Here is an 18025-nt window from a genome sequence, read left to right as displayed (position 1 = left end):
CGGTTTCAGCCCTTCTGCTGCCGGTAGGCCTCTTCTGCCGCGTCCACCACGGCTGCCAGGTCCCCGCCCGCGGTGGCGGTCGCGGTGGCGGCCACCGCGCCCTCCACGAACGGCGCGTTCGCGAAGCGGACCGGGAACGGCAGGCCGTGCTCGTCGGCGTCGGACAGCAGGGTCCGTACGGTGGTGACCGCGCCGCCGAGGTCGGCGAGCACCACCACGCCGTGGCCCTGGTCGACCCGCCGGGTGGCGGCGGCCACCAGCACCGCGCTGATGCCCGGTCCGTCGGCCGGGTCGCCGCCCGTCGCGGCGACCGGCGCGGGGGAGTCGGATCCGGTCAGAGTGAGCGCCAGGGAGCGTACGGCGGTGGCCAGTTCCTGGCTGTGCGAGACCAGGACGATCCCGACCCGGCCGTGCAAGGCGGTCCGGGCCGGGGTGGGCCGGGGCAGCGGGGTGGGCGAGGGCGGGGTGCGGGGCGCCGGCGGGTGGGCCGAGGGGGCGTCGGAGATGGGGATGACGTCGGCGCGGGTGCGGGTGCCGTCCCGGCGGCTCATCGGCTGCTCCCTAGGGCGGGGTCGTGGGCGGGTGGTGAACGGGTCAGGAGGGGGTCCTGGGCGGGTCGTGGGCGGGTCGTGGGCGGGTCGTGGGCGGACCTTCGGGGAACCGTCGGAGTACCGGACGGCCCGGGGCGGCCCGGGACGCCGGGAGGACGCCCGAGGGCGCCCGACGACGGCGCGACGACGGCTCGGGGCCCGTACGACACCGCCGACCGACCCCTGCCCGGCGGGCGGGTCCGTACGCGTCGTCCTGGGGAGCACTCTGGCAGCTGCCCGGGGCCCTCGCCGGTCGGGACACGCCCCACCGCGTCCCGACCGCTCCTCCGCCGCCTCCTCCGCCGGCCTTCCTCCGCCGGCCCTTCTCCGCCGGCCCTCCTCCTGGCCCCGGCGGAGACCTCGTCAACCCGCTGACCGGGGCCGCGCGGTGTGGCTAGGCTGATCGTGGAACGCCGTCGGGAGGAGATCGATCAGTGGCAGTGAACAGCAGTACGGACACCGGTGTGAACGCCGGTGCGGCCGGGGTGGAGCCGGAGCTCGCGCCGAACGGCAAGCCGAAGGTGGACTTCACCGGGGCCGAGTGGCTGTGCAGCAGCCAGGGGGTCGGGGACGTCCAGATCGCGTTCGTGGACGGGTACATCGGGATGCGGGACGGCCGTCAGGAGGACGGGCCGGTCCTGGTCTTCACCCCGGCCGAGTGGCGAGCCTTCGTGCTCGGCGCCCGGGACGGCGAGTTCGACCTCACCTGAGCGGGCCTCGTTCCGCGGGGCGGTCCGAGCTGCCAGGAACACGTGCGGCGGCCCGGGGCCGCTCCGCGGGTGGTCCCGGGGTGGCCCCGGTCGCCCCCCGGTGGTTCCGCAGCGGGCGCGGACGCTTGTTTCCGGTACCGAACATCACAACTGATGATCTATTGAGCGTGCTCCGTCAGAATTTCTGTTGACTGTTAGACAAACGCAGCTCAGAGTATGAGCACAGGCAGACGCCGTGCCCACCGCCCCCACGCGGCCAGACACGGCGCCTGCTGTGCGGCCCGGCAGCAATGCCAGGCCATACCTCCCAGTCATCCCCTGCGCACCGGGGTGCGTCGGCCGGTCCCGGCCCACGAGGGGCCGGCAGTCGCCGGGAGGCTGGCGCCGAAGCCGAGAGCGACTCGGACCACGGCACCTCTTGCTCGGGACCCGCACGCCCCCACGCGGCGGCGTCCCGAGCAGATCCACGGGAGCGACGGGCCGGGGCCCCGCGGATCTGGCTCTTGTTGCACGGAACTGCAGTGGAACTGTTGGCTTGTGTGTTTGCGCTGTGCGCGATGACGATGACGAAGCTGGGCTCGGCAGTTCGGCACGACAAGTGCACAGTGAGGGATACGCGTGTAGGGCCGCGTTGCGACATGCCGTCCCCCCGGAGGGTGAAACCCAGAACGGCTGTCGTGCTGAACCGAACGTAGCCCGGACGGTTGCTCAGAGTCAACATTGGTCTCTGAGCGTCGACCTCCCGCCCGTCCCCCGTCGGGGTCCCACCCGCCTCGCGAGTACGGTGTGCCGGACACGTACGATGTTCCCATGTCTTTTCTCCGCCGTCGCTCCGGACAGCCCGCCGGCCCGGACTTCGACGTGCTCGCGATGGACCCGGGCGACTGGCCCGGCGACTTCGGTGCGGCCATGATGACCGGCCCGGACGGCTCCTGCCAGGGCATCTTCCTGCGCTACGACCTGTTCGGCGGCAGAGGCCCGGCGATGTTCATCGGCAACCTTCCCGAGGGCTCGCCCGCCCGGGAGACCGGCGACGAGGTGCCCTTCGAGGTGCGGCAGCTGCTCGCGGCGCTGGAGAACGACGAGCCGGTCGAGTTCGTCTCGGCCGAGGACTTCCCGGTCATGCTCGGGGACGACCTGCTGATCGTGAAGAAGGTCAAGGTCAGCGAGGAGCGCGTGTTCTGCGCCCAGTTCGGCCGCAGCGACGGCGTGCTGGTCACCATCGCGTCCTGGGACCGACCGATTTCGGACGACCTGTACCAGCTGCTGAAGCCGCTTCCGGCCGACATGTTCCAGCAGGGCTGACCGGGCCCGCCCGGGGCTCGGACGCTGCTTGACGGTATCGATCACCGGTTCGTACAGTCGCGGACATGCCGTGTCGTCTCCCGCTGTTGACCCGCCGCAGGCATTTGGACCTGCGCCGGACCGCCAGCGCGGTCTGTCCGGGTCGCTGACGGGGGATTCGGCCCCCGTGGCGGCGGGCGGCCGACCGGACCGGGTCGGCGCCGAAACATCCCGGGGACGGGTCGGGTGCCGGCCGTCGGGGCCGCCGGCCGGTTCCGCGCGCCCGTACGGCGTGCCGCCCGCACTCGCTGAGCCACGCTGCCGCCCGGAGGCACCAGCCCCATGACGACCCTCGCCGCCAACGATCGTTCACCGAACGATCGTCCTCGAACCGAACCGTCGGATTCCGGCCACCCCGAGCCGCCCGCGCCCGCCGAGCCGCCCGCCCGGTCCGCGCCCCCGGCAGCGTCCGCGCCGCCCGCGCGCCCCAAGGCCTCCGCCAGGCCCGCTGCACCCACCGGACCCACCGCAGCCGCGTCCGCACCCGGATCCGCGTCCGCACCCGACCGCTCCGCGGTCGAGGCCGCCCTGTCCGGCCTGCCCCGGGTGGTCGACCTGCTCGCCGCCCGCGCCGAGGAGCACGACCGCGACGCCACCTTCCCGTACCAGGGCATCGAGGCCGTCCACGAGGCGGGACTGCTCACCCTGACCGTGTCCCCGCGGTACGGCGGTCCGGGCGGCACGCTCGCCGACACCGTCCGGGTGCTCACCCAACTCGGCCGCGGGGACGCCTCGGTGGCCGTGGTCACCGCCTTCACCCTGCTCCAGCACGCCGAGCAGGCCCGCCGCGCGACCTGGCCGGCGGCCGGCTACCGGCGGCTGCTCACCGAGTCCCGGCGCGGGCCCGCGCTGGTCAACACGCTGCGGATGGAGCCCGGCGGCCGACCGGACGCGCTGCCCGCGACGCTGGCCCGGCGGGACGGCGACGGCTGGATGCTGACCGGCCGGAAGACGTACTGCACCGGCGCGGAGGCGCTGGCCTGGATGGCCGTCACGGCGCGGACCGACGAACCCGAGCCCAGGGTCGGAACGTTCCTGGTCCGCGGCGAGAGCGAGGGCCTGGAGATCGACCCCACCTGGGACCAGCTCGGCCTGCGGGCCAGCGCCAGCCACGACGTCGTGCTCGACGGGGTGCGGGTCCCGGTCGAACTCGCGCTCGGTCTACGTACACCCGGTCAGGAGGACGTCGCGGAAGCCGAACTCGCCCGCGCGTGGCAGGACCTGGCACTCGCCGCGGTGGCGATCGGGGTCGCCCGGGCCGCCGGGGCATGGCTGGTCCGGTTCCTGAACCAGCGCACTCCGGCCAATCTGACCGAACCGCTCGGCACCCTGCCGCGCTACCGCTGCGCGCTCGGCGAGATCGAGGCCCAGCTGATCGGGGCGGAGGAACTGCTCCACGGCCTGGCCCCCCGGGTGGACCGGGGCGAGCCGGACGCGGTGGCCCGGACCGGCCCCGCCCAACTGCTGGCCACCCGTGCCGCCACCGCGGCCGTCCAGCAGGCCGTCGCGCTCACCGGAAACCCGGGACTGAGTCGGCGTCACCCGCTGGAGCGCTACCTGCGGGACGTGCTCAGCAGCCGGGTGCACCTGGCACCCGAGGAGGCCGTCCTGGACGCCGCCGGCCGGGCGGCCCTGGAACGCGGCGCCCGGCCGTAGCGGCCCAGTGGCTCAACGCCCCCCAGGCCCGGCGGTTCCGTCAGGCCCGGCGGTTCGGTCGGGCCCGGCGCTCGGGTCGGGCCCGACCCGAGCGCCGGACCCCGGCGGCTCAGCGGGTGCCGACCGCGGCCCGGACCGCGCGGCGGGCCAGCGCGGCGTCGTCGTAGAGCCGGCGGATCATGATCCGCTGCTCCTCGCCGGCGCCCGGCACGTCGTACAGCCGGATCTCCCGCATCAGCACCAGCACCAGGTTCACCAGGAACGCGTCCCGGGCCAGCGTGCCGCCGTTCTGGGCGAGTTGGCTGATCTGGCGGCGGGCTGCGGTGTCGCCGGAGAGCACGCTCCACAGAACCGCCAGGTCGTAGCCCGGCAGGTACCAGCCGGCCTGCTCCCAGTCGACCAGCACCGGGCCGGACGGCGCCAGCAGCATGTTGCTGAGCAGGGCGTCGCCGTGGCACAGCTGCAGCGGGGTGTGGCCGAGGCCGTGCAGCAGGCCGCGCAGGTCGCCCGCGTCCCGGTCGGTGAGCTGGCCCACCGAGTGGTAGCGGGCGATCTCCAACTGGTAGTCCAGGCGCGGCTGGAAGACGTCGCTCGGCGGCCGCCAGAGGTTCAGCGTCCGGACGGCGCCGAGCAGCGCCCGCACCTCGCCCGGGGTGGGCGCGCTGACCGGGTGGCGTTCCCGGGCGGCCGGCCGCCCGGGAACGCGCTCCATGACGAGCACGCACCGGTCGTGATCGGCCGCGACCAGCCGGGGCAGCCGCACCGGCGGGCGGTGCCGGACGAACGCCCGGTAGACCGCGACCTCGTGGTGGAAGTCGGCCACCAGCTGCTCGAAGTACTCACTCCGCACCGCCTGCGGCGCCAGGCACTTGGCGACCACCGGAGCCCGCCCGATGGTGCCCGCCACCAGGATGTGGCGGCTGCCCTCGCGCAGGACCTGGCGCGGGGTGAACGCGGGACATATCCGCGCGACACTGCCCAGCGCGGCCCGCACCGCCGGGGTCTGCAGAGCGGACGGATCGATCCGCTCCGGCCCGAGCGGCTGGCCGGGCCGCCGGGCGCGCAGCACCTGGCCGTCGGCCTGACGGGCCAGCGGGAGGCGGTGGCCGACCGGCGGAGCGGTCTCGGGGGTGCGCAGCCCCAGCGCCGTACGGCCGGCCGGGACCCGGGCGTCCGTGGACCGGCCCTCGGTGCCGCGCGGAGCGACCGGACGGCTCGCCGGGGGCACCTGCTTGGGCCCCGGACGGCCGGTGGCTGCGGTGGGGGGGCGCAGCGTGGTGCGGGTCGCGGTCGGCGTGGGGGTCGTCGCTGAGGAGTACATGGGCTGAGGGTGGTCCCTTCCGGTCCGTCGGCGGGTGTGCCCCGCGGGGCGGGGAGGGCCGTCGCCGGGTGCTTCCTGGCACGGCGGCGGCCCTGCTGCGGTCGGTGGGTGGAGCGCGGGCGCCGGGCACGGACGCGGGGTCGGGAACCCCTGTTCGGCAGTGCTCCGGCCGTCCGCACCCTGGGGAATGCGGTCGGCCGGACTGCCGTGGCCGTGCCCGGCGCCCCCGCGCCACCCGGCCGCGCCACCCCCTCGGGTGAGGACCGGGAGCGCCCCGTGCCACGGTCGGGGGACTGCCCCGGCCCTGGTGGGACGCCGCCCGACCCGAGGGCCGAGGTGGCGCACCCCTACAACACACCCGTCAGGCACTGGCTTAGTAGTCTGGCGGGCCCTGGCGAACGGTGGCGAATGCTCGCCTGGCACTTGCCGGAGCCTCTAGCCTCGAGGTGCCGAGGAACCTGGGGGCTTCATTGAGCAGGGAACCCAACACCCGACTCGCCGATCTGTTCGTCCTGACCGGATGGTCCAAGGGCGAGTTGGCACGGCTGGTCAACCGTCGGGGTGCCGCGCTGGGGCAGCAGCAGTTGTCCACCGACACGTCGAGGGTACGACGGTGGATCGAGCAGGGGGAGATCCCGCGCGATCCGGTGCCGAGGGTGCTGGCAGCCGTGTTCACGGAGCGGCTCGGCCGTGTCGTCACCACTGAGGACCTCGGTCTGGAACGACACCGGCCCACCAGGTCCGGAGCGGAGCCCTCCGCAGCAGCGCCGTGGTCGCCGGATCGAACAGCCGCGGTCCTCACCGAGTTCACGGGAATGGACCTCATGCTGAACCGACGTGGATTGGTGGGCGCCGGAGCCGCGCTCACGACCGGGGCGGTCATCGCCGACTCGCTGAAGGGCTGGCTGGGCGGGGACGCGGTGGCCTACGCGGCCTCCGTGCCCGGGCCCCGCCAGGTGGTCACCGGGGGCGGCCCGCGCCCGGTGGTGGACGTGTACGACGCTGGCCCGGTGGGGCTCGACGAGGTGGAGTCGCTGGAGCGCTCGGTGCAGGTGTTCCGGGCCTGGGACGCCGCTCGGGGCGGCGGGCTCCAGCGCAAGGCGGTGGTCGGTCAACTGAACGAGGTCGGCGGCCTGTTGACCCACCGCCACGCACCGGCGGTGGAGCAGCGGTTGTGGCTGGTCGCGGCCAATCTGGCGGTGCTGGCGGGCTGGATGTCGCACGACGTGGGTCTGGAGCCCACCGCCCAGCGGTACTTCATGATCGCGGCCGAGGCGGCCAAGGAGGCCGGCGACCGGCCGCGGGCCGGTGAGGCGATCTCCCGGGCCGCCCGGCAGATGGTCCACCTGGGCCGGGCCGACGACGCGATCGACCTGATGTCGGCGGCCAAGGCGGGCGGCGGTCTGCTGCTGCCCAGGACCCGTGCGATGTTCAACACCGTCGAGGCCTGGGCGCACGCATCGATCGGGCACTCCCAGGACACCTACCGGCTGCTCGGCGAGGCGGAGGACCTGTTCGCCGAGGAGTCGCCGGAGCCGGCGCCGTCCTGGATGCAGGTCTTCGACGAGGCCGAACTGCGCGGCATGCAGGGGCTGGTGCTGCGCACCCTGGCCGAGCACGACGAGGCGGCCGCCCCCCGGGCCCGGCGGCACGCGGAGCGGGTGATCGCCCTGCGGGAGGGCACCGGGCAGCTGCGCTCGGCGCTGTTCGACCGGATCACCCTGGCCTCGGTGCAGTGGATCACCGGGGAGCCGGACGCGGCGGCGTTCCAGGCCAAGATGGTGATGAACCTGATCGGCCAGAACTCCTCGCACCGGACCTGGGACCGGCTGCGCGAGATGTACCGGCTGACCGCGCGGTACCGGGGGCTGCCGGTGGTGGACGAACTGCGGGCGGAGCTCGGCCGGGAGCTGCGGGCGGCGGATGCCAAGAACCGGCCGCGGCCGTCGTGAGACGGGCGGCCGGCGGGATGCCGGTCGGGCACCGAGCGGGGCTTCGGGCCGGGGTGTGGGCCGGGATCGGTCGTCGGCTCAGGCGGCCGGGGCCGGCCGGAGCAGCATGCGCAGCGCGGTGACGGTGCCGTCCGCGCCGAGCACGGGTTCGCCCGCGCACTCGACGCTGTGGTGCCGTCCGCCGGGGCGGCGGATCCGCAGGGTGCCGGCGGCCGGACGGCCGTGCACCAGGGCGTCGGTCATCATCCGGCGCAGCAGCGGCCGGTCCGCCTCGGGGAGGCGGTCGGGCAGCCGGTCGAGGCTGAGCGGGCCGTGGCCCGGATCGCAGCCGAGGAGGAGGTAGGTCTCCGCGTTCCAGCGGACGCCGTCGGTCAGCAGGTCCCACTCCGCCGAGCCGATGACCGGCTTGCGGTCGCGGTCGCGGTCGCGGGGGCCGGGGTGGCCGTCGCTGTCGAGGGAGGGGCCGGAGGGCCCCTGCGTCGTGCCGTCCACTCCGCCCTCCGTTCCGCTGTCCGACCTGCCGTCGGAGTCGTCCTCGGCCTTGCCGTCCGGATCGCCCGCCGGGGCGCCGTCCACCGTGGCGGTGTCCGGTGGGCGGGCGGCACAAAAGGGCATGTTCATGACGGATCCATCGCTGGGTGCGGCTCCCGTGCGGGTCGTCGGGTGGTGAGAAGACTGTCGCACAGCGTCCACGCCGGTGTGGGCGATTTGGACAGAACGCAGGCCAAATTCCCCTGGCATATGCCACTGTGGCGGCGGCCCTCGTCGCCCTGTGTGCGGAAGGGGGTCCGAGGCGGTAACCTTCGGTGATTCCGGCGCCCGGGCGCCCACCGCAGTACCGACCAGAGACCCCCGGCGACGGAAATCCCGTTGCCACTACGACCGCCGCAACGGATGCTGACCTCATGTTCGAGCCAGTGATAGCACCTAGTGCCAGCCTCCTAGGCCTCCTTCAGCGAGGCCGTGGTGACGGGCAGCTCCACGCGCTGGCCGCCGACCGTGCCGAGGCCATCGCCGCGCTGGAGGAGTGCGTCACCAGGGATCCGCGGGCCGACTGGCAGGTCGAGAGCCGCTCCCTCTACTACGCCCGCCTCTACATGGAGCTGGAGGCCTCCCTCGACGGGATCGAGGACCACCTCCACTCCGCCGAGGACCTCGTCAGCGACGACGAGAGCCGCACCGGCCTCGCCCTCTCCGTCCTGGGCCACCTCGCCGCGTACGGCCGGCGCGACGCGCTGCTGATGCTGCGCGAGTACGCCGCCACCGGCGCCAACTGGGCCTGGGCCCTGGACGAACTCGCCCTGCGCGACGACGACCGGGGCCTGCTGCTGCTCGGCACCGCCGTGCTGGACCGCTTCCCGCCGGGCCCCGAGGGCGACGCCGAGCTGCGCGAGTTCATCCGCAACGCCTACGAGCCCAGGCCCTGGCGGCTCTGGGCGGCCTACCACCCCAGAGTGGCCGCGGCCAGCGAGCAGTCACCCTTCGACCTCTGGCAGCGCCAGATCAACCGCAGCGGGGTCACCCCGGGCTGGTCCACCGCGGACGTCCTGGCCTGGGCCGACCAGGGGCACCTGGGCAACCTCGGCGCCGACGCCTTCCTGGGCCGTCCCGAGCCGGTGCGCGTCGACGAGGACCCGTCCGGCCCCGATGCCGTGGACCGCCGCGCCGCCGCGGCCGCCCGCTGTCTGACCGCCGTCGTCCGGCCCGAGGACCGTCCCGTCCTGCTGGAGGCCGCCAGGGACGGCCTGCCCGGCGCCCGGCGGGCCGCCCTGCGCTACCTGGTCGACCAGCGCGATCCGGCCGCCCTCGAACTGATCGAGGCCGCCGCAGCTGACGTGGACGACCGGATCGTCCGGGCAGCTCTGGAGCTGTTGGGGCGGATGCGCGGTCCCGAGGTGCTGGCCCAGGCCCGCCGCTGGGCCGACCCGGCCAGCGGGGGAGCCGACAGCGCGCTCGGGGAGACGGCCGTCCGCCTGCTCGCCGATGCCGGGGAACCGGCCGACGCGCCGCTGGTGGTCGCCGGACTGCGCCGCTGGATCTCCGTGCGCGGGGTCAGCGGTACCGGCCTGGGATCGCTGGTCGACGGTGCGGGGCGGCTGGCCGCCGCCGACGCCGTCCCGGTCCTGCGCCACATCTACGGGGAGGCCGCCTCCTCCGAACTGCGCGGTCGCGCCGCCCGGGCGCTCGCCGTGACCGATGTGCACTTCCCCGAGGGGCCCGCCGTCGAGTCCCTCTGGGACTGCGAGGAGTCCACGCGCGAGCTCGCCGCGCGCCACGTCGCCACCACGGGCGACGCGCGTGTGCTGGAGCGGCTGCGAAGGCTCGCCGCCGACCCGGCCGAGGAGGCCGAGGTCCACGCCGCCGTACGCGGCCGGTTGACCGCCGCCCGGGAGTTCGGGCGCTGAGGGCCTGCCCTGGCGGCTCCGCTTCGGGCCGAGGCTCAACGTTCAGTGGCCGGGACACCACGAGGGTGTCCCGGCCACTGGTTTTTCGGGCGCCGTCGTGGAACGCCGTTCTACTTGCGCCGGTGGGATCGGGCGGGCGGGGCGCTGGTTGCGGCACGGTGGGTCCTCGCGGGCCGGAGCGGCATGCGGACGACCGTGACCCGCGCGGCCCGGGCCGCGCACGGGCCCGGAGCGGCCGATGGCGCGGGGTGAAAGTGACAATTCTTCGTTCACCCCTTGACCGGACTTTGCGCACCTGGCCGGGTTCGGACTAGCCCGCGGGCCGTGCCCGGACCCAGGTGCGGTCCTCCGTCAGGTACGTCTCGACCCGCAGGCCGGCGTCCGCCAGGGCCTGCTCGAAGGCCTCCGTGCTGAGCGGACGGGACAGGAAGGTCTGCGTCCAGGTGCCGTCCGGGAAGACGTACTCGGCGTGGACGGAGTTCACCCCGGAACCGACCGGTGTCGCCGAGACGATCCGGGCCACCCCGTCCGTTCCGGCGATCCGGCTCTCCCGCGGCACGTTGCGGTGCCAGTCCTCGCCCTCGCGCTGCACCAGCACGCAGCCGTCCTCGGCGACGTGGCGGCGGCAGGTCTCCAACAGGCCCTGGCGGACGGCCGGATCGCCGGCGTGCACCAGGAAGGAGGCCAGCACGACGACGTCGAACCGCTCGCCGAGGTCCAGCCGCTCGATCGGGCTGCGCACCGTGCGGACGCCCTCGCGCACCCGGGCCAGCATCTCGGCGGACTCGTCCACGGCCGTGACGGCGAAGCCGCGTTCGACCAGCGGGTGGGTCATCCGGCCGACGCCGCAGCCCAGTTCGAGGATCCGGGCGCCGGGCGGCACCGCGGCCTCGATCACGTCCGGGGCGTCGCCCACCGGGAGGCGGGTCCACACCTCGACCGCGCAGCCGTCCGGGGTGATCGCGCCGGCGCCCGTGCCGTCGTAGCCTTCGCGTCGCTTGTTGCGCAGATGCGTGTCGTTGCCCATGGGTGCCATCGGAACACGGGTGGGACGGGGAGGGAAGGGCGGTTCGGCGGCTTTCGGTCAACGCGGGCGATTCGCCTTGTCGGCCTGTCAGCTCGACAGTTCGTCGACGGCGGCGCGCAGCCAGGAGAGTTCGGCCTCGGTGGTGGCCCGGGCGGTCAGCAGCAGGCCGCGCCGGAACGGGTCGGTGAACTCCTCTGCGGCGCGCGGGCGGTCGCCCTCGTAGAAGAAGCTGGCCGGTTCGGACAGAAAGGCGATCCGGCGGCGCAGCACGGCGGCCTGGGCGGCCGGGTCGTCGAGGTGGCGCAGGAAGGAGACCAGGGCGGTCCAGCGGTTCCCGTCGCTGATGTCGAGCGGCTCGGGTGCGCGCAGCCGGTCGAGCAGCGCGGTGCGGCCGGCCCCGGTCAGGTGCAGGGTGTGCCGGGGCGCGGCGGCGCTGCCGGGCTCGGTCTCGCGGACCAGCAGGCCGTCGGCCTCCAGGCGCTTGATCGCCGGGTAGAGCGAGCCGTCGCTGATCGGGCGGACGTGGCCGGTGAGCGCGGCGAGGTGGCGGCGCAGCTCGTAGCCGTGCAGCGGCCGGTCGTACAGGAACCCGAGGATGGCGAGCTTCAGCATGGGGCCCACTCTCTCAGATCCGTGTCTCGGAGCGCAGGTATATCGCTTACGCGATACCTCGGCTTCGATGTATGGTCTCCGCAGCTACCGACCGACACAGGAGTGTGTGCGCATGCGCGAAGCCCCCGTCACCGCGAACGGCGACCGGATCCGCTGGGTCGAGCTGCCCGGCGCCGGGCCCGCCCGGCTCTACCTGCACGGGCTCGGCGCCAGCTCGCCGGTCTACTTCGCGGCGGCCGTCGCCCACCCGCTGCTCACCGGGCGCCGCTCACTGCTGCTGGACCTGCTCGGCTTCGGGATCAGTGACCGGCCCACCGACTTCTCCTACACCCTGGAGGCGCACGCCGACGCGGTCGCGGCGGCGGTCGCGGCCGCCGGGCTGCGCCAGGTCGAGGTGGTCGGCCACAGCATGGGCGGAGCGATCGCGATCGTCCTGGCGCACCGGCACCCCGGGCTGGTGTCGCGACTGCTCCTGGTGGACGCCAACCTGGACCCGATCGAGTCCGGCCGCCGGCGGATCGGCAGCAGCGGCATCGCGAGCTACACCGAGGCGGAGTTCCTGGCCGGCGGACGGGCGGAAGTCGCCGACCGGGTCGGAGCGTTCTGGTGGTCCACCATGCGACTGGCCGGGCCCGAGGGCCTGTACCGCAGCGCCGTGCACCTCGCGCGGGGGAGCGAACCGACCATGCGCGAGCTGCTGCTCGGGCTCGACCTCCCGCGCACCTTCCTCCACCCGGAGGCCGAGGAGCCGGCGGGCGCCGACGAACTGCGCGCTGCGGGGGTGCGGGTGGTGGAGGTGCCGGACTGCGGCCACAACATCATGCTCGACAACCCGGACGCCTTCGCGGCCGCGGCCGCGAAGGCGCTGGGCGTCGGCTGAACCCGCACCGGGCCCGTACTGGGCCGGACGCCGTACTGGGCCGAACGCCGCCCTAGGCTGAACGGGACCGCCACGGAGGCTCGCCGGGTACCCCGCACCGGTGCCCCCGGCTCCGCCCGTCCGCCGTCAGGTGAACGCCTCGACCCGGACCCCCGCCGAGGCGAGGGCGCCGCGGATCCGCCAGGCGAGCTGGGCGGCGCCCGGGGTGTCGCCGTGGACGCACAGCGAGCGGGCCTCGACGGCGATGGGCTCGCCGCCGACGGCCTCCACCGTGCTGTCCCGGGCGATGCCGACCGCGCGGGTGATCACCGATTCGGGGTCGTGCACCACCGCATCGGGTTCGCGGCGCGGGACGAGGGTGCCGGCCCAGGTGTAGGCGCGGTCGGCGAAGGCTTCGGTGACGACCGGCAGCCCGACCCCCTCGGCGACCGTGAGCAGCCGGGAGCCGGGCAGTCCGAGGACGGGCAGCGGCCCGTCGCAGACCGCTCCGGCGCGGAGCACCCCGGCCACCACGGCCTCGGCCTGCTCGGAGTCGCCGACCACCCGGTTGTAGAGGGCGCCGTGCGGTTTGACGTAGGACACCCGGGAGCCGGCGGCGCGGGCGAAGACCTGGAGGGCGCCGATCTGGTAGGCGATCTCGTCGGCCAGTTCCTCCGGCGGGACGTCCATCGCGCGGCGCCCGAAGCCGGCCAGGTCGTGGTAGGAGACCTGGGCGCCGATCCGGACGCCGCGTTCGGCCGCGAGCGCGCAGACCCGGCGCATCGTCGACGGGTCCCCGGCGTGGTAGCCGCAGGCGACGTTGGCGCTGGTCACGACGGACAGCAGCGCCTCGTCGTCGGTCAGGCTCCAGCGTCCGAACCCCTCGCCGAGGTCCGCATTGAGATCGATCACCGCATCGGCCACGCCCGTCCGCCTCCCAGCAGCTGTTGAGCCAGATGGTAGGGCCTGGGGATGGAGCCCGGTGACCGTGACCCGGACGCCCGCAGCGCCCTCCGGCGCGCGGCCATTGTGCACGCGCCCCGGGGCGGCGCCGAGGGCCCTCGACTCAGTGCGTGGCCGTGCGTTGCTGGAAGGAACGTTCCAGCGGACGCAGCGCCCGCAGCACGATCAGCAGAGGGATGACGCCGAAGACACCGAACGACATGTCGATGAATCGCCATGCCAGCGGGATTCCCCGCAGCGGTCCGCAGACCAGTGCCAGCGGGATCACCGCGCCGCAGGCGAGCACCGCCCAGCGGATCACCCAGATGTTGCGGACCGGATCCTTGAGCGGCCCCCAGAAGGCGGCGCCGATCACCAGGTGGGCGAAGGCCAGCCAGTCGGTGCCGTACGCCAGGAACGGGAAGCGGTCGTTGGTCTCGACGATGCCGGTGTGCACCCGTTCGAACCAGGCGAGCGCGGCCGGGAAGTGGTCGGCCAGCGGCGCCGCCGGGCCGGAGGCGAAGTCGACCAGCCAGCCGGTCTCGGTCTCCAGGGGGAAGGCGGTCAGGCCGCTCAGCACCAGGCAGACCAGGAAGAACCGGAGCCACCGCCGGACCCGCCGCAGGATGACCGCAGGGTCGCCGTCCATCTCGCACACCTCCATGTCGAGCGGCCTCCTGGCGGGGGCACGCCGAGGTGCAGGCGGAGCCTTGTCCCACCTGCGCGGAACCGACTCTAGACCCAGCTTTTGAACATGTTCAACGCACCCCTGGGCGACCCCGGACGCCACCGGTGCCATGGCGGACGCACCGCCCCCGGACGCACCGGTGCCCGGGCGCCGGAGCGGCACCCGGGCACCGAGGGCGCAGGTGTTACGCCGTGTACGTGTACGTCACCGGCGCGCTGGTGCCGCCCGCCGTGGTGACCGTCACGTCAACCGGGCCGGGCGCGGCACCCGCCGGAGCGGTGGCCGAACAGAAGGACGGCCCGCAGGAGACGTGCGCGGCCGGAACCCCGCCGAAGGCGATCGAGCCGTACGTCAGGTTGGCGCCCTGGACGTACACGCCGGTCCCGCCGGTCACCGGCCCGCTGGTGGTGGTCAGGCTGCTGACCACCGGCGCGGGCGGCGCCGGCGGTGCGGCGCCGGTGTAGTCGAAGCCGGCCGGCGCGGTGGCCGTGCCGCCCGGGGTCACCACGCTGACCGGGGCGCTGCCCGAGCCGCCCGGCGTGGTCACCGTGCAGGCGGTGTCGGTGCAGGTGCCCGCCGCCGGGACGCCGCCGACCAGCACCATGCCGTGGGCCAGGTTGCTGCCGCTGACGGTCACCGGGGTGCCGCCCGCGCCCGGGCCGGTGGTGGTGCCCAGGCCGGTGACGGCCGGGGCGGCCTGGACGGTCGCGGGCAGTTGGCTGCCGCTGCCGAGGTCGTAGCGGGAGACGTGCCCGGTCGGGTCGGTGTCGTTCGGGTTGGCGGCCGTCACCGTGATCACGCCCGCGACCGGCACCCCGGGAGTGGTGCGCAGGCTCAGCTTCATGAACTCGCTCTTCCCGACGACCCGGGTGCCGGTGAGCACGGCCTCCAGGTGGCGGCCGTCGGGGGAGAGGGTCTCGGTGAAGGTGTAGTCGTACGGCGTGGAGTAGAACATCGCGCCGTCGGTGGTGACGCCGGGCGGCAGGTCGACGGTGAAGTGGGTCGGGCCGGTGAGGTCCGAGGTGCCGGAGGAGACCCAGCTCGCGGCCATGTTGCCGGAGGTGAAGAAGCCGCCGGGGTAGTTCCCGCTCTGCGACACGGTCACGTGCTGGGCGGAGGTCGACGGCGTGCCGGCCGGCGCGGCCACCGCGGCGCCGGTGATGAGGAGGGTCATGGACAGGGCGGCGCCGAGGGACGCTGCGGCCAGTCGGGTGATCATGCGTCGATCATCACCGAACCGTCCCGCGGCCCTCACGGTTTTGTCGAATACCGGTTCGGGAATGGCGGAATCCCGTCGAAACCGCGTTCCGAATCCGCACCGGACACGCCCCCCGGCCTGCGGCTCGCTCCACCCGCAAGGTCCGTTTCGGTCGATGTCGGTGCGAACCTCTAATCTTGTCCACCGTGACCGCCATCGCTGACCCGCCCACCGAGACCGGCCGCCGGCCGGCCGCCGGCGCCGCCGTGCCCGCACCGCGGCCCGCGCCCGGCCCCGCCGCCGACGAGGGCCTCGCCCGCCGGCTCAAGGCGCTGGCCTGCACCGCCCCGCTGCACGACCTGGACAACCGCAAGGTCAACCTGGCCGGCGAGTACGGCGGCTACGCGATGGCCGAGGTCGGCCTCGCCGCGATCGACCTGGTCACCCTGAACATGGACTTCGACACCGGGGCCGACCGCGAGACGGTGCTCGCCCGGATGCTGCCCAGGGTCGCCGCCCAGGCCCCGCACCGGCACGCCCTCGAGCACGAGCGGGTCGCCCGCTGGGTGCTGGAGTCGCTGATCAACGTCGGCAGCGTGGACCGCGGCTTCCGCGCGGTCTACGGCACCTTCGGGCCGGACGGCGAGTACGTCCGCCGCGACTACGACTTCAAGCTGATCGAGGAGGTCCCCGGCCCCGACGGCGGCGTCTACCTGCGCACCACCGACGAGGCGGTCAACGTCCTGGTCGGCGCGCTCGACACCGACGTCACCTCGGCCCAGATCGCCGCCGAGGTCAAGCTGGAGGTGCTGATCCGCCGCGGCCGCCTGGCCGATGCCCAACTGGCCGCCGAACAGGCCCGGTACCGCACCGTCCAGTACGCCGAGACGCTGCGCCGCGCCCTCGACGCCACCCGCCGCAACGTCCGCGCGGTCGACTGGATGAAGGCGGTCCCGGACCTCATCGACGAGGCGCTGGACCACATCGCCGACCGCTACCGGCACGAGAACGCGATTCTCACCAACATCCGCAAGGCCCGCGACGAGGCCGAGGACCCCGAGCACAAGCGCCGAGCCGCCGAGCTGGTCGACATCGTCAAGGACTGCATCCGCCGTCACACCCAGCTGCAGACCCGCCTGCTGGAGGCCGGCCCGCTGTTCCGCGCCGAGCAGGACCGGCAGGCCTTCGCCACCCCCGGCGCCCGCAGCGGCATCGACCTGTACGGGCAGCTGCTCGCCCCCGTGCTGCGGCTGCCGGTGGAGCAGGCCGTCCGCCCCACCGGCGCCTTCTTCGCCCGCGGCGCCGGCCTGCGCACGCCCGTCTCGGTCCGGGTCGCCGACCTGGTCGACCTGCTGCTCACCCCGCCCGTCGAGCGCGAGCACCTCGGCGCCGAACTGCCCGACCCGGACCTCGTCGCCACCCCGGACGACAGCCGCTTCTCCGAGGCCCAGCTCGAATCCGCCCTGGAGCTGCTCGACCTGCCCCCGGACGCCCCCCGCCGGCTCTCCGGCCTGCTCGCCGACGCCCGCAAGCGGGACCCGGAACTCCCGTACCTGGTCGCCCTGCTGGCCGTGCACGCGGCCAGCCCGCCGGTCGGCACCGCCTACCGCCAGGGCGAGGAGCGCCTGCTGTTCGCCGTGGACGACGGCACCCCGCTGCGCGACCGGGAGTTCGGCGGCGCCGACCTGATCGTCGGCAGCGCCCTGCTCGACGCGGTCGGCATGGCCGCCGACCGCAAGGACGCCGGCTGACCCGACGCCGGAACAGCACATTGACGAACCGTAACCACCGCGCCACCCCCGAGGAGCACCGCCCGTGACGACCAACCACGACACGTCCTGGGCGGCCGAGACCGAACCCGCGGCCCCCGCGCCGATCACCCCGGCCGACGTCGCCGACGCCGCCCGGCTGGTCTCCTTCGGCCTCCAGGCCAAGCTGCTCCCCGCCCGCGACGCCGAGTACGCCGAACTCGTCCGCCGCCACCGCGAGGACCCGCCGTTCGCCCGCCTCGCCGACGCCATCGCCACCGGCATGGGCCTGGTCGTCCTGGAGGTCTCGCCGCGGGCCGGGATGGCCGTCGCCGCCGCCGAGGACTCGCTGTTCGCCGTCCGGATGGGCGACTACTCGCGCCGCGCCGCCTCCGAGTCCACCGACCGCTTCCTGCACGGCCTGGCCCACCTGGCCGTCGCCGCGTTGGCCTTCCCCCGCCCCGAGGACCTCGCCGACGACGGCTACCTCGGCCGGATCACCGTCAACGGCGTCGACTCCTTCGTCCGCCAGGCCTGCCGCCGCCTGGAGGAGCAGGCCGACGCCGACGGCGCCAACACCGACCCGGCCTCCGACGCCCCCGGCCTGGAGGCCGCCTGGCGGGTCTGGGCCCGACGCACCGCCACCGGCGCCACCAAGGACGCCCGCCGGCTCTCCGGCTCCACCATCGGCATAGTCGCCAAGGCCGTCATGTTCCTGGTCGACTCCGGCTTCCTGCAGAAGGTCTCCGACGACTCCGGCGGCACCTACCGCACCACCGCCCGCTACCAGCTCCAGGTCCGCGACCTGGCCGGCAGCGCCGCGATGGCCGAACTGCTCGACCTCGGCATCGTCCCGGTCTCCGACGGCACCGCCAGCCTGCTGCCGCCGGACACCGGTGACGAGCTGGTCGCCGACGCCGGCCTGCCGTTCCACTCGCTCTGACCGCTCTGACAACCCCATAAGACGCACGGA

At 74.4% G+C, this 18025-nt stretch carries 17 protein-coding genes; 9 read left to right on the top strand and 8 right to left on the bottom strand.

Annotated features, from left to right (window positions below; all coding sequences use genetic code 11):
* Positions 1-5: 5 nt before the first annotated feature.
* Positions 6-551 (bottom strand): PTS-dependent dihydroxyacetone kinase phosphotransferase subunit DhaM, encoded by a 546-nt coding sequence (locus BOQ63_RS11560; RefSeq protein ID WP_078657098.1) that lies wholly within the window; start codon positions 549-551, stop codon positions 6-8.
* Positions 552-1075: 524 nt separating this feature from the next.
* On the opposite strand from BOQ63_RS11560, the gene BOQ63_RS11555 reads away from it, so the two are divergent.
* From BOQ63_RS11555 to BOQ63_RS11540, 4 genes are all read left to right on the top strand, one after another.
* The gene (locus tag BOQ63_RS11555) at positions 1076-1300 is read left to right on the top strand and encodes a DUF397 domain-containing protein (RefSeq protein ID WP_030288619.1); all 225 of its coding nucleotides are present in this window, start codon (positions 1076-1078) and stop codon (positions 1298-1300) included.
* Positions 1301-2110: 810 nt separating this feature from the next.
* Positions 2111-2605, top strand: coding sequence for a hypothetical protein (locus tag BOQ63_RS11550; RefSeq protein WP_030288620.1), 495 nt, complete (start codon positions 2111-2113; stop codon positions 2603-2605).
* Between the two features lie 65 nt (positions 2606-2670).
* On the top strand, positions 2671-2754 hold the full coding sequence (locus BOQ63_RS11545; protein ID WP_355211871.1) for a putative leader peptide: 84 nt from the start codon (positions 2671-2673) through the stop codon (positions 2752-2754).
* Between the two features lie 172 nt (positions 2755-2926).
* On the top strand, positions 2927-4300 hold the full coding sequence (locus tag BOQ63_RS11540; RefSeq protein ID WP_150475814.1) for an acyl-CoA dehydrogenase family protein: 1374 nt from the start codon (positions 2927-2929) through the stop codon (positions 4298-4300).
* A gap of 109 nt (positions 4301-4409) precedes the next feature.
* Here the strand turns inward: BOQ63_RS11540 and BOQ63_RS11535 are convergent, their stop codons facing one another.
* Complete coding sequence (locus BOQ63_RS11535; RefSeq protein WP_051747168.1) at positions 4410-5621, bottom strand: aminoglycoside phosphotransferase family protein; 1212 nt, start codon at positions 5619-5621, stop codon at positions 4410-4412.
* A gap of 470 nt (positions 5622-6091) precedes the next feature.
* Between BOQ63_RS11535 and BOQ63_RS11530 the strand changes: the two genes are divergently transcribed.
* A complete protein-coding gene (locus tag BOQ63_RS11530; RefSeq protein WP_030288626.1) occupies positions 6092-7573 on the top strand; it encodes a DNA-binding protein NsdB in 1482 nt (493 codons plus the stop codon).
* Positions 7574-7651: 78 nt separating this feature from the next.
* Here BOQ63_RS11530 and BOQ63_RS11525 read toward each other — a convergent pair whose 3' ends face one another.
* Entirely contained in the window at positions 7652-8194 is a 543-nt protein-coding gene (locus tag BOQ63_RS11525; RefSeq protein ID WP_072654178.1) for a PAS domain-containing protein, read from the bottom strand.
* Between the two features lie 284 nt (positions 8195-8478).
* Here BOQ63_RS11525 and BOQ63_RS11520 point away from each other — a divergent pair, with 284 nt between their 5' ends.
* On the top strand, positions 8479-9978 hold the full coding sequence (locus BOQ63_RS11520) for a HEAT repeat domain-containing protein (protein WP_072654177.1): 1500 nt from the start codon (positions 8479-8481) through the stop codon (positions 9976-9978).
* A 310-nt stretch (positions 9979-10288) separates the two neighbouring features.
* On the opposite strand, the gene BOQ63_RS11515 is transcribed toward BOQ63_RS11520, so the two are convergent.
* Both BOQ63_RS11515 and BOQ63_RS11510 read right to left on the bottom strand, forming a co-directional pair.
* Positions 10289-11005, bottom strand: a complete 717-nt coding sequence (locus tag BOQ63_RS11515; protein WP_030288632.1) for a class I SAM-dependent methyltransferase — start codon at positions 11003-11005, stop codon at positions 10289-10291.
* 87 nt (positions 11006-11092) lie between these two features.
* Complete coding sequence (locus tag BOQ63_RS11510; protein WP_030288635.1) at positions 11093-11617, bottom strand: PadR family transcriptional regulator; 525 nt, start codon at positions 11615-11617, stop codon at positions 11093-11095.
* A 112-nt stretch (positions 11618-11729) separates the two neighbouring features.
* Here BOQ63_RS11510 and BOQ63_RS11505 point away from each other — a divergent pair, with 112 nt between their 5' ends.
* Positions 11730-12497: an alpha/beta fold hydrolase gene (locus BOQ63_RS11505; RefSeq protein WP_030288638.1), complete on the top strand. Its 768-nt coding sequence runs from the start codon at positions 11730-11732 to the stop codon at positions 12495-12497.
* A gap of 126 nt (positions 12498-12623) precedes the next feature.
* Here BOQ63_RS11505 and BOQ63_RS11500 read toward each other — a convergent pair whose 3' ends face one another.
* The 3 genes from BOQ63_RS11500 to BOQ63_RS11490 all read right to left on the bottom strand — a co-directional run bounded on the left by BOQ63_RS11500 (position 12624) and on the right by BOQ63_RS11490 (position 15325).
* Entirely contained in the window at positions 12624-13400 is a 777-nt protein-coding gene (locus tag BOQ63_RS11500; protein WP_030288640.1) for a LamB/YcsF family protein, read from the bottom strand.
* A gap of 142 nt (positions 13401-13542) precedes the next feature.
* On the bottom strand, positions 13543-14067 hold the full coding sequence (locus BOQ63_RS11495; RefSeq protein WP_030554140.1) for a hypothetical protein: 525 nt from the start codon (positions 14065-14067) through the stop codon (positions 13543-13545).
* Between the two features lie 223 nt (positions 14068-14290).
* A complete protein-coding gene (locus BOQ63_RS11490; RefSeq protein ID WP_150475813.1) occupies positions 14291-15325 on the bottom strand; it encodes an IPT/TIG domain-containing protein in 1035 nt (344 codons plus the stop codon).
* A 185-nt stretch (positions 15326-15510) separates the two neighbouring features.
* Between BOQ63_RS11490 and BOQ63_RS11485 the strand changes: the two genes are divergently transcribed.
* Positions 15511-17055 carry a hypothetical protein gene (locus BOQ63_RS11485; RefSeq protein WP_370863301.1) on the top strand — a complete coding sequence of 515 codons (1545 nt, stop codon included), beginning with the start codon at positions 15511-15513 and terminating at the stop codon, positions 17053-17055.
* 64 nt (positions 17056-17119) lie between these two features.
* A complete protein-coding gene (locus BOQ63_RS11480) occupies positions 17120-17995 on the top strand; it encodes a hypothetical protein (RefSeq protein ID WP_030288648.1) in 876 nt (291 codons plus the stop codon).
* The last annotated feature ends 30 nt before the right edge of the window (positions 17996-18025 follow it).

This window comes from Streptomyces viridifaciens, from assembly GCF_001888885.2.
Lineage (GTDB): Bacteria > Actinomycetota > Actinomycetes > Streptomycetales > Streptomycetaceae > Kitasatospora > Kitasatospora aureofaciens.
This window is presented reverse-complemented; position numbering and strand designations above follow the sequence as displayed.

What these genes read in the sequence shown, in the direction of transcription:
- BOQ63_RS11525 (WP_072654178.1), bottom strand. Translation starts at nt 8,194, where the DNA reads ATGAACATGCCCTTTTGTGCCGCCCGCCCACCGGACACCGCCACGGTG.
- BOQ63_RS11490 (WP_150475813.1), bottom strand. Translation starts at nt 15,325, where the DNA reads ATGATCACCCGACTGGCCGCAGCGTCCCTCGGCGCCGCCCTGTCCATG.
- BOQ63_RS11495 (WP_030554140.1), bottom strand. Translation starts at nt 14,067, where the DNA reads ATGGACGGCGACCCTGCGGTCATCCTGCGGCGGGTCCGGCGGTGGCTC.
- BOQ63_RS11520 (WP_072654177.1), top strand. Translation starts at nt 8,479, where the DNA reads ATGTTCGAGCCAGTGATAGCACCTAGTGCCAGCCTCCTAGGCCTCCTT.
- BOQ63_RS11515 (WP_030288632.1), bottom strand. Translation starts at nt 11,005, where the DNA reads ATGGGCAACGACACGCATCTGCGCAACAAGCGACGCGAAGGCTACGAC.
- BOQ63_RS11505 (WP_030288638.1), top strand. Translation starts at nt 11,730, where the DNA reads ATGCGCGAAGCCCCCGTCACCGCGAACGGCGACCGGATCCGCTGGGTC.
- BOQ63_RS11545 (WP_355211871.1), top strand. Translation starts at nt 2,671, where the DNA reads ATGCCGTGTCGTCTCCCGCTGTTGACCCGCCGCAGGCATTTGGACCTG.
- BOQ63_RS11510 (WP_030288635.1), bottom strand. Translation starts at nt 11,617, where the DNA reads ATGCTGAAGCTCGCCATCCTCGGGTTCCTGTACGACCGGCCGCTGCAC.
- BOQ63_RS11560 (WP_078657098.1), bottom strand. Translation starts at nt 551, where the DNA reads ATGAGCCGCCGGGACGGCACCCGCACCCGCGCCGACGTCATCCCCATC.
- BOQ63_RS11550 (WP_030288620.1), top strand. Translation starts at nt 2,111, where the DNA reads ATGTCTTTTCTCCGCCGTCGCTCCGGACAGCCCGCCGGCCCGGACTTC.
- BOQ63_RS11535 (WP_051747168.1), bottom strand. Translation starts at nt 5,621, where the DNA reads ATGTACTCCTCAGCGACGACCCCCACGCCGACCGCGACCCGCACCACG.
- BOQ63_RS11540 (WP_150475814.1), top strand. Translation starts at nt 2,927, where the DNA reads ATGACGACCCTCGCCGCCAACGATCGTTCACCGAACGATCGTCCTCGA.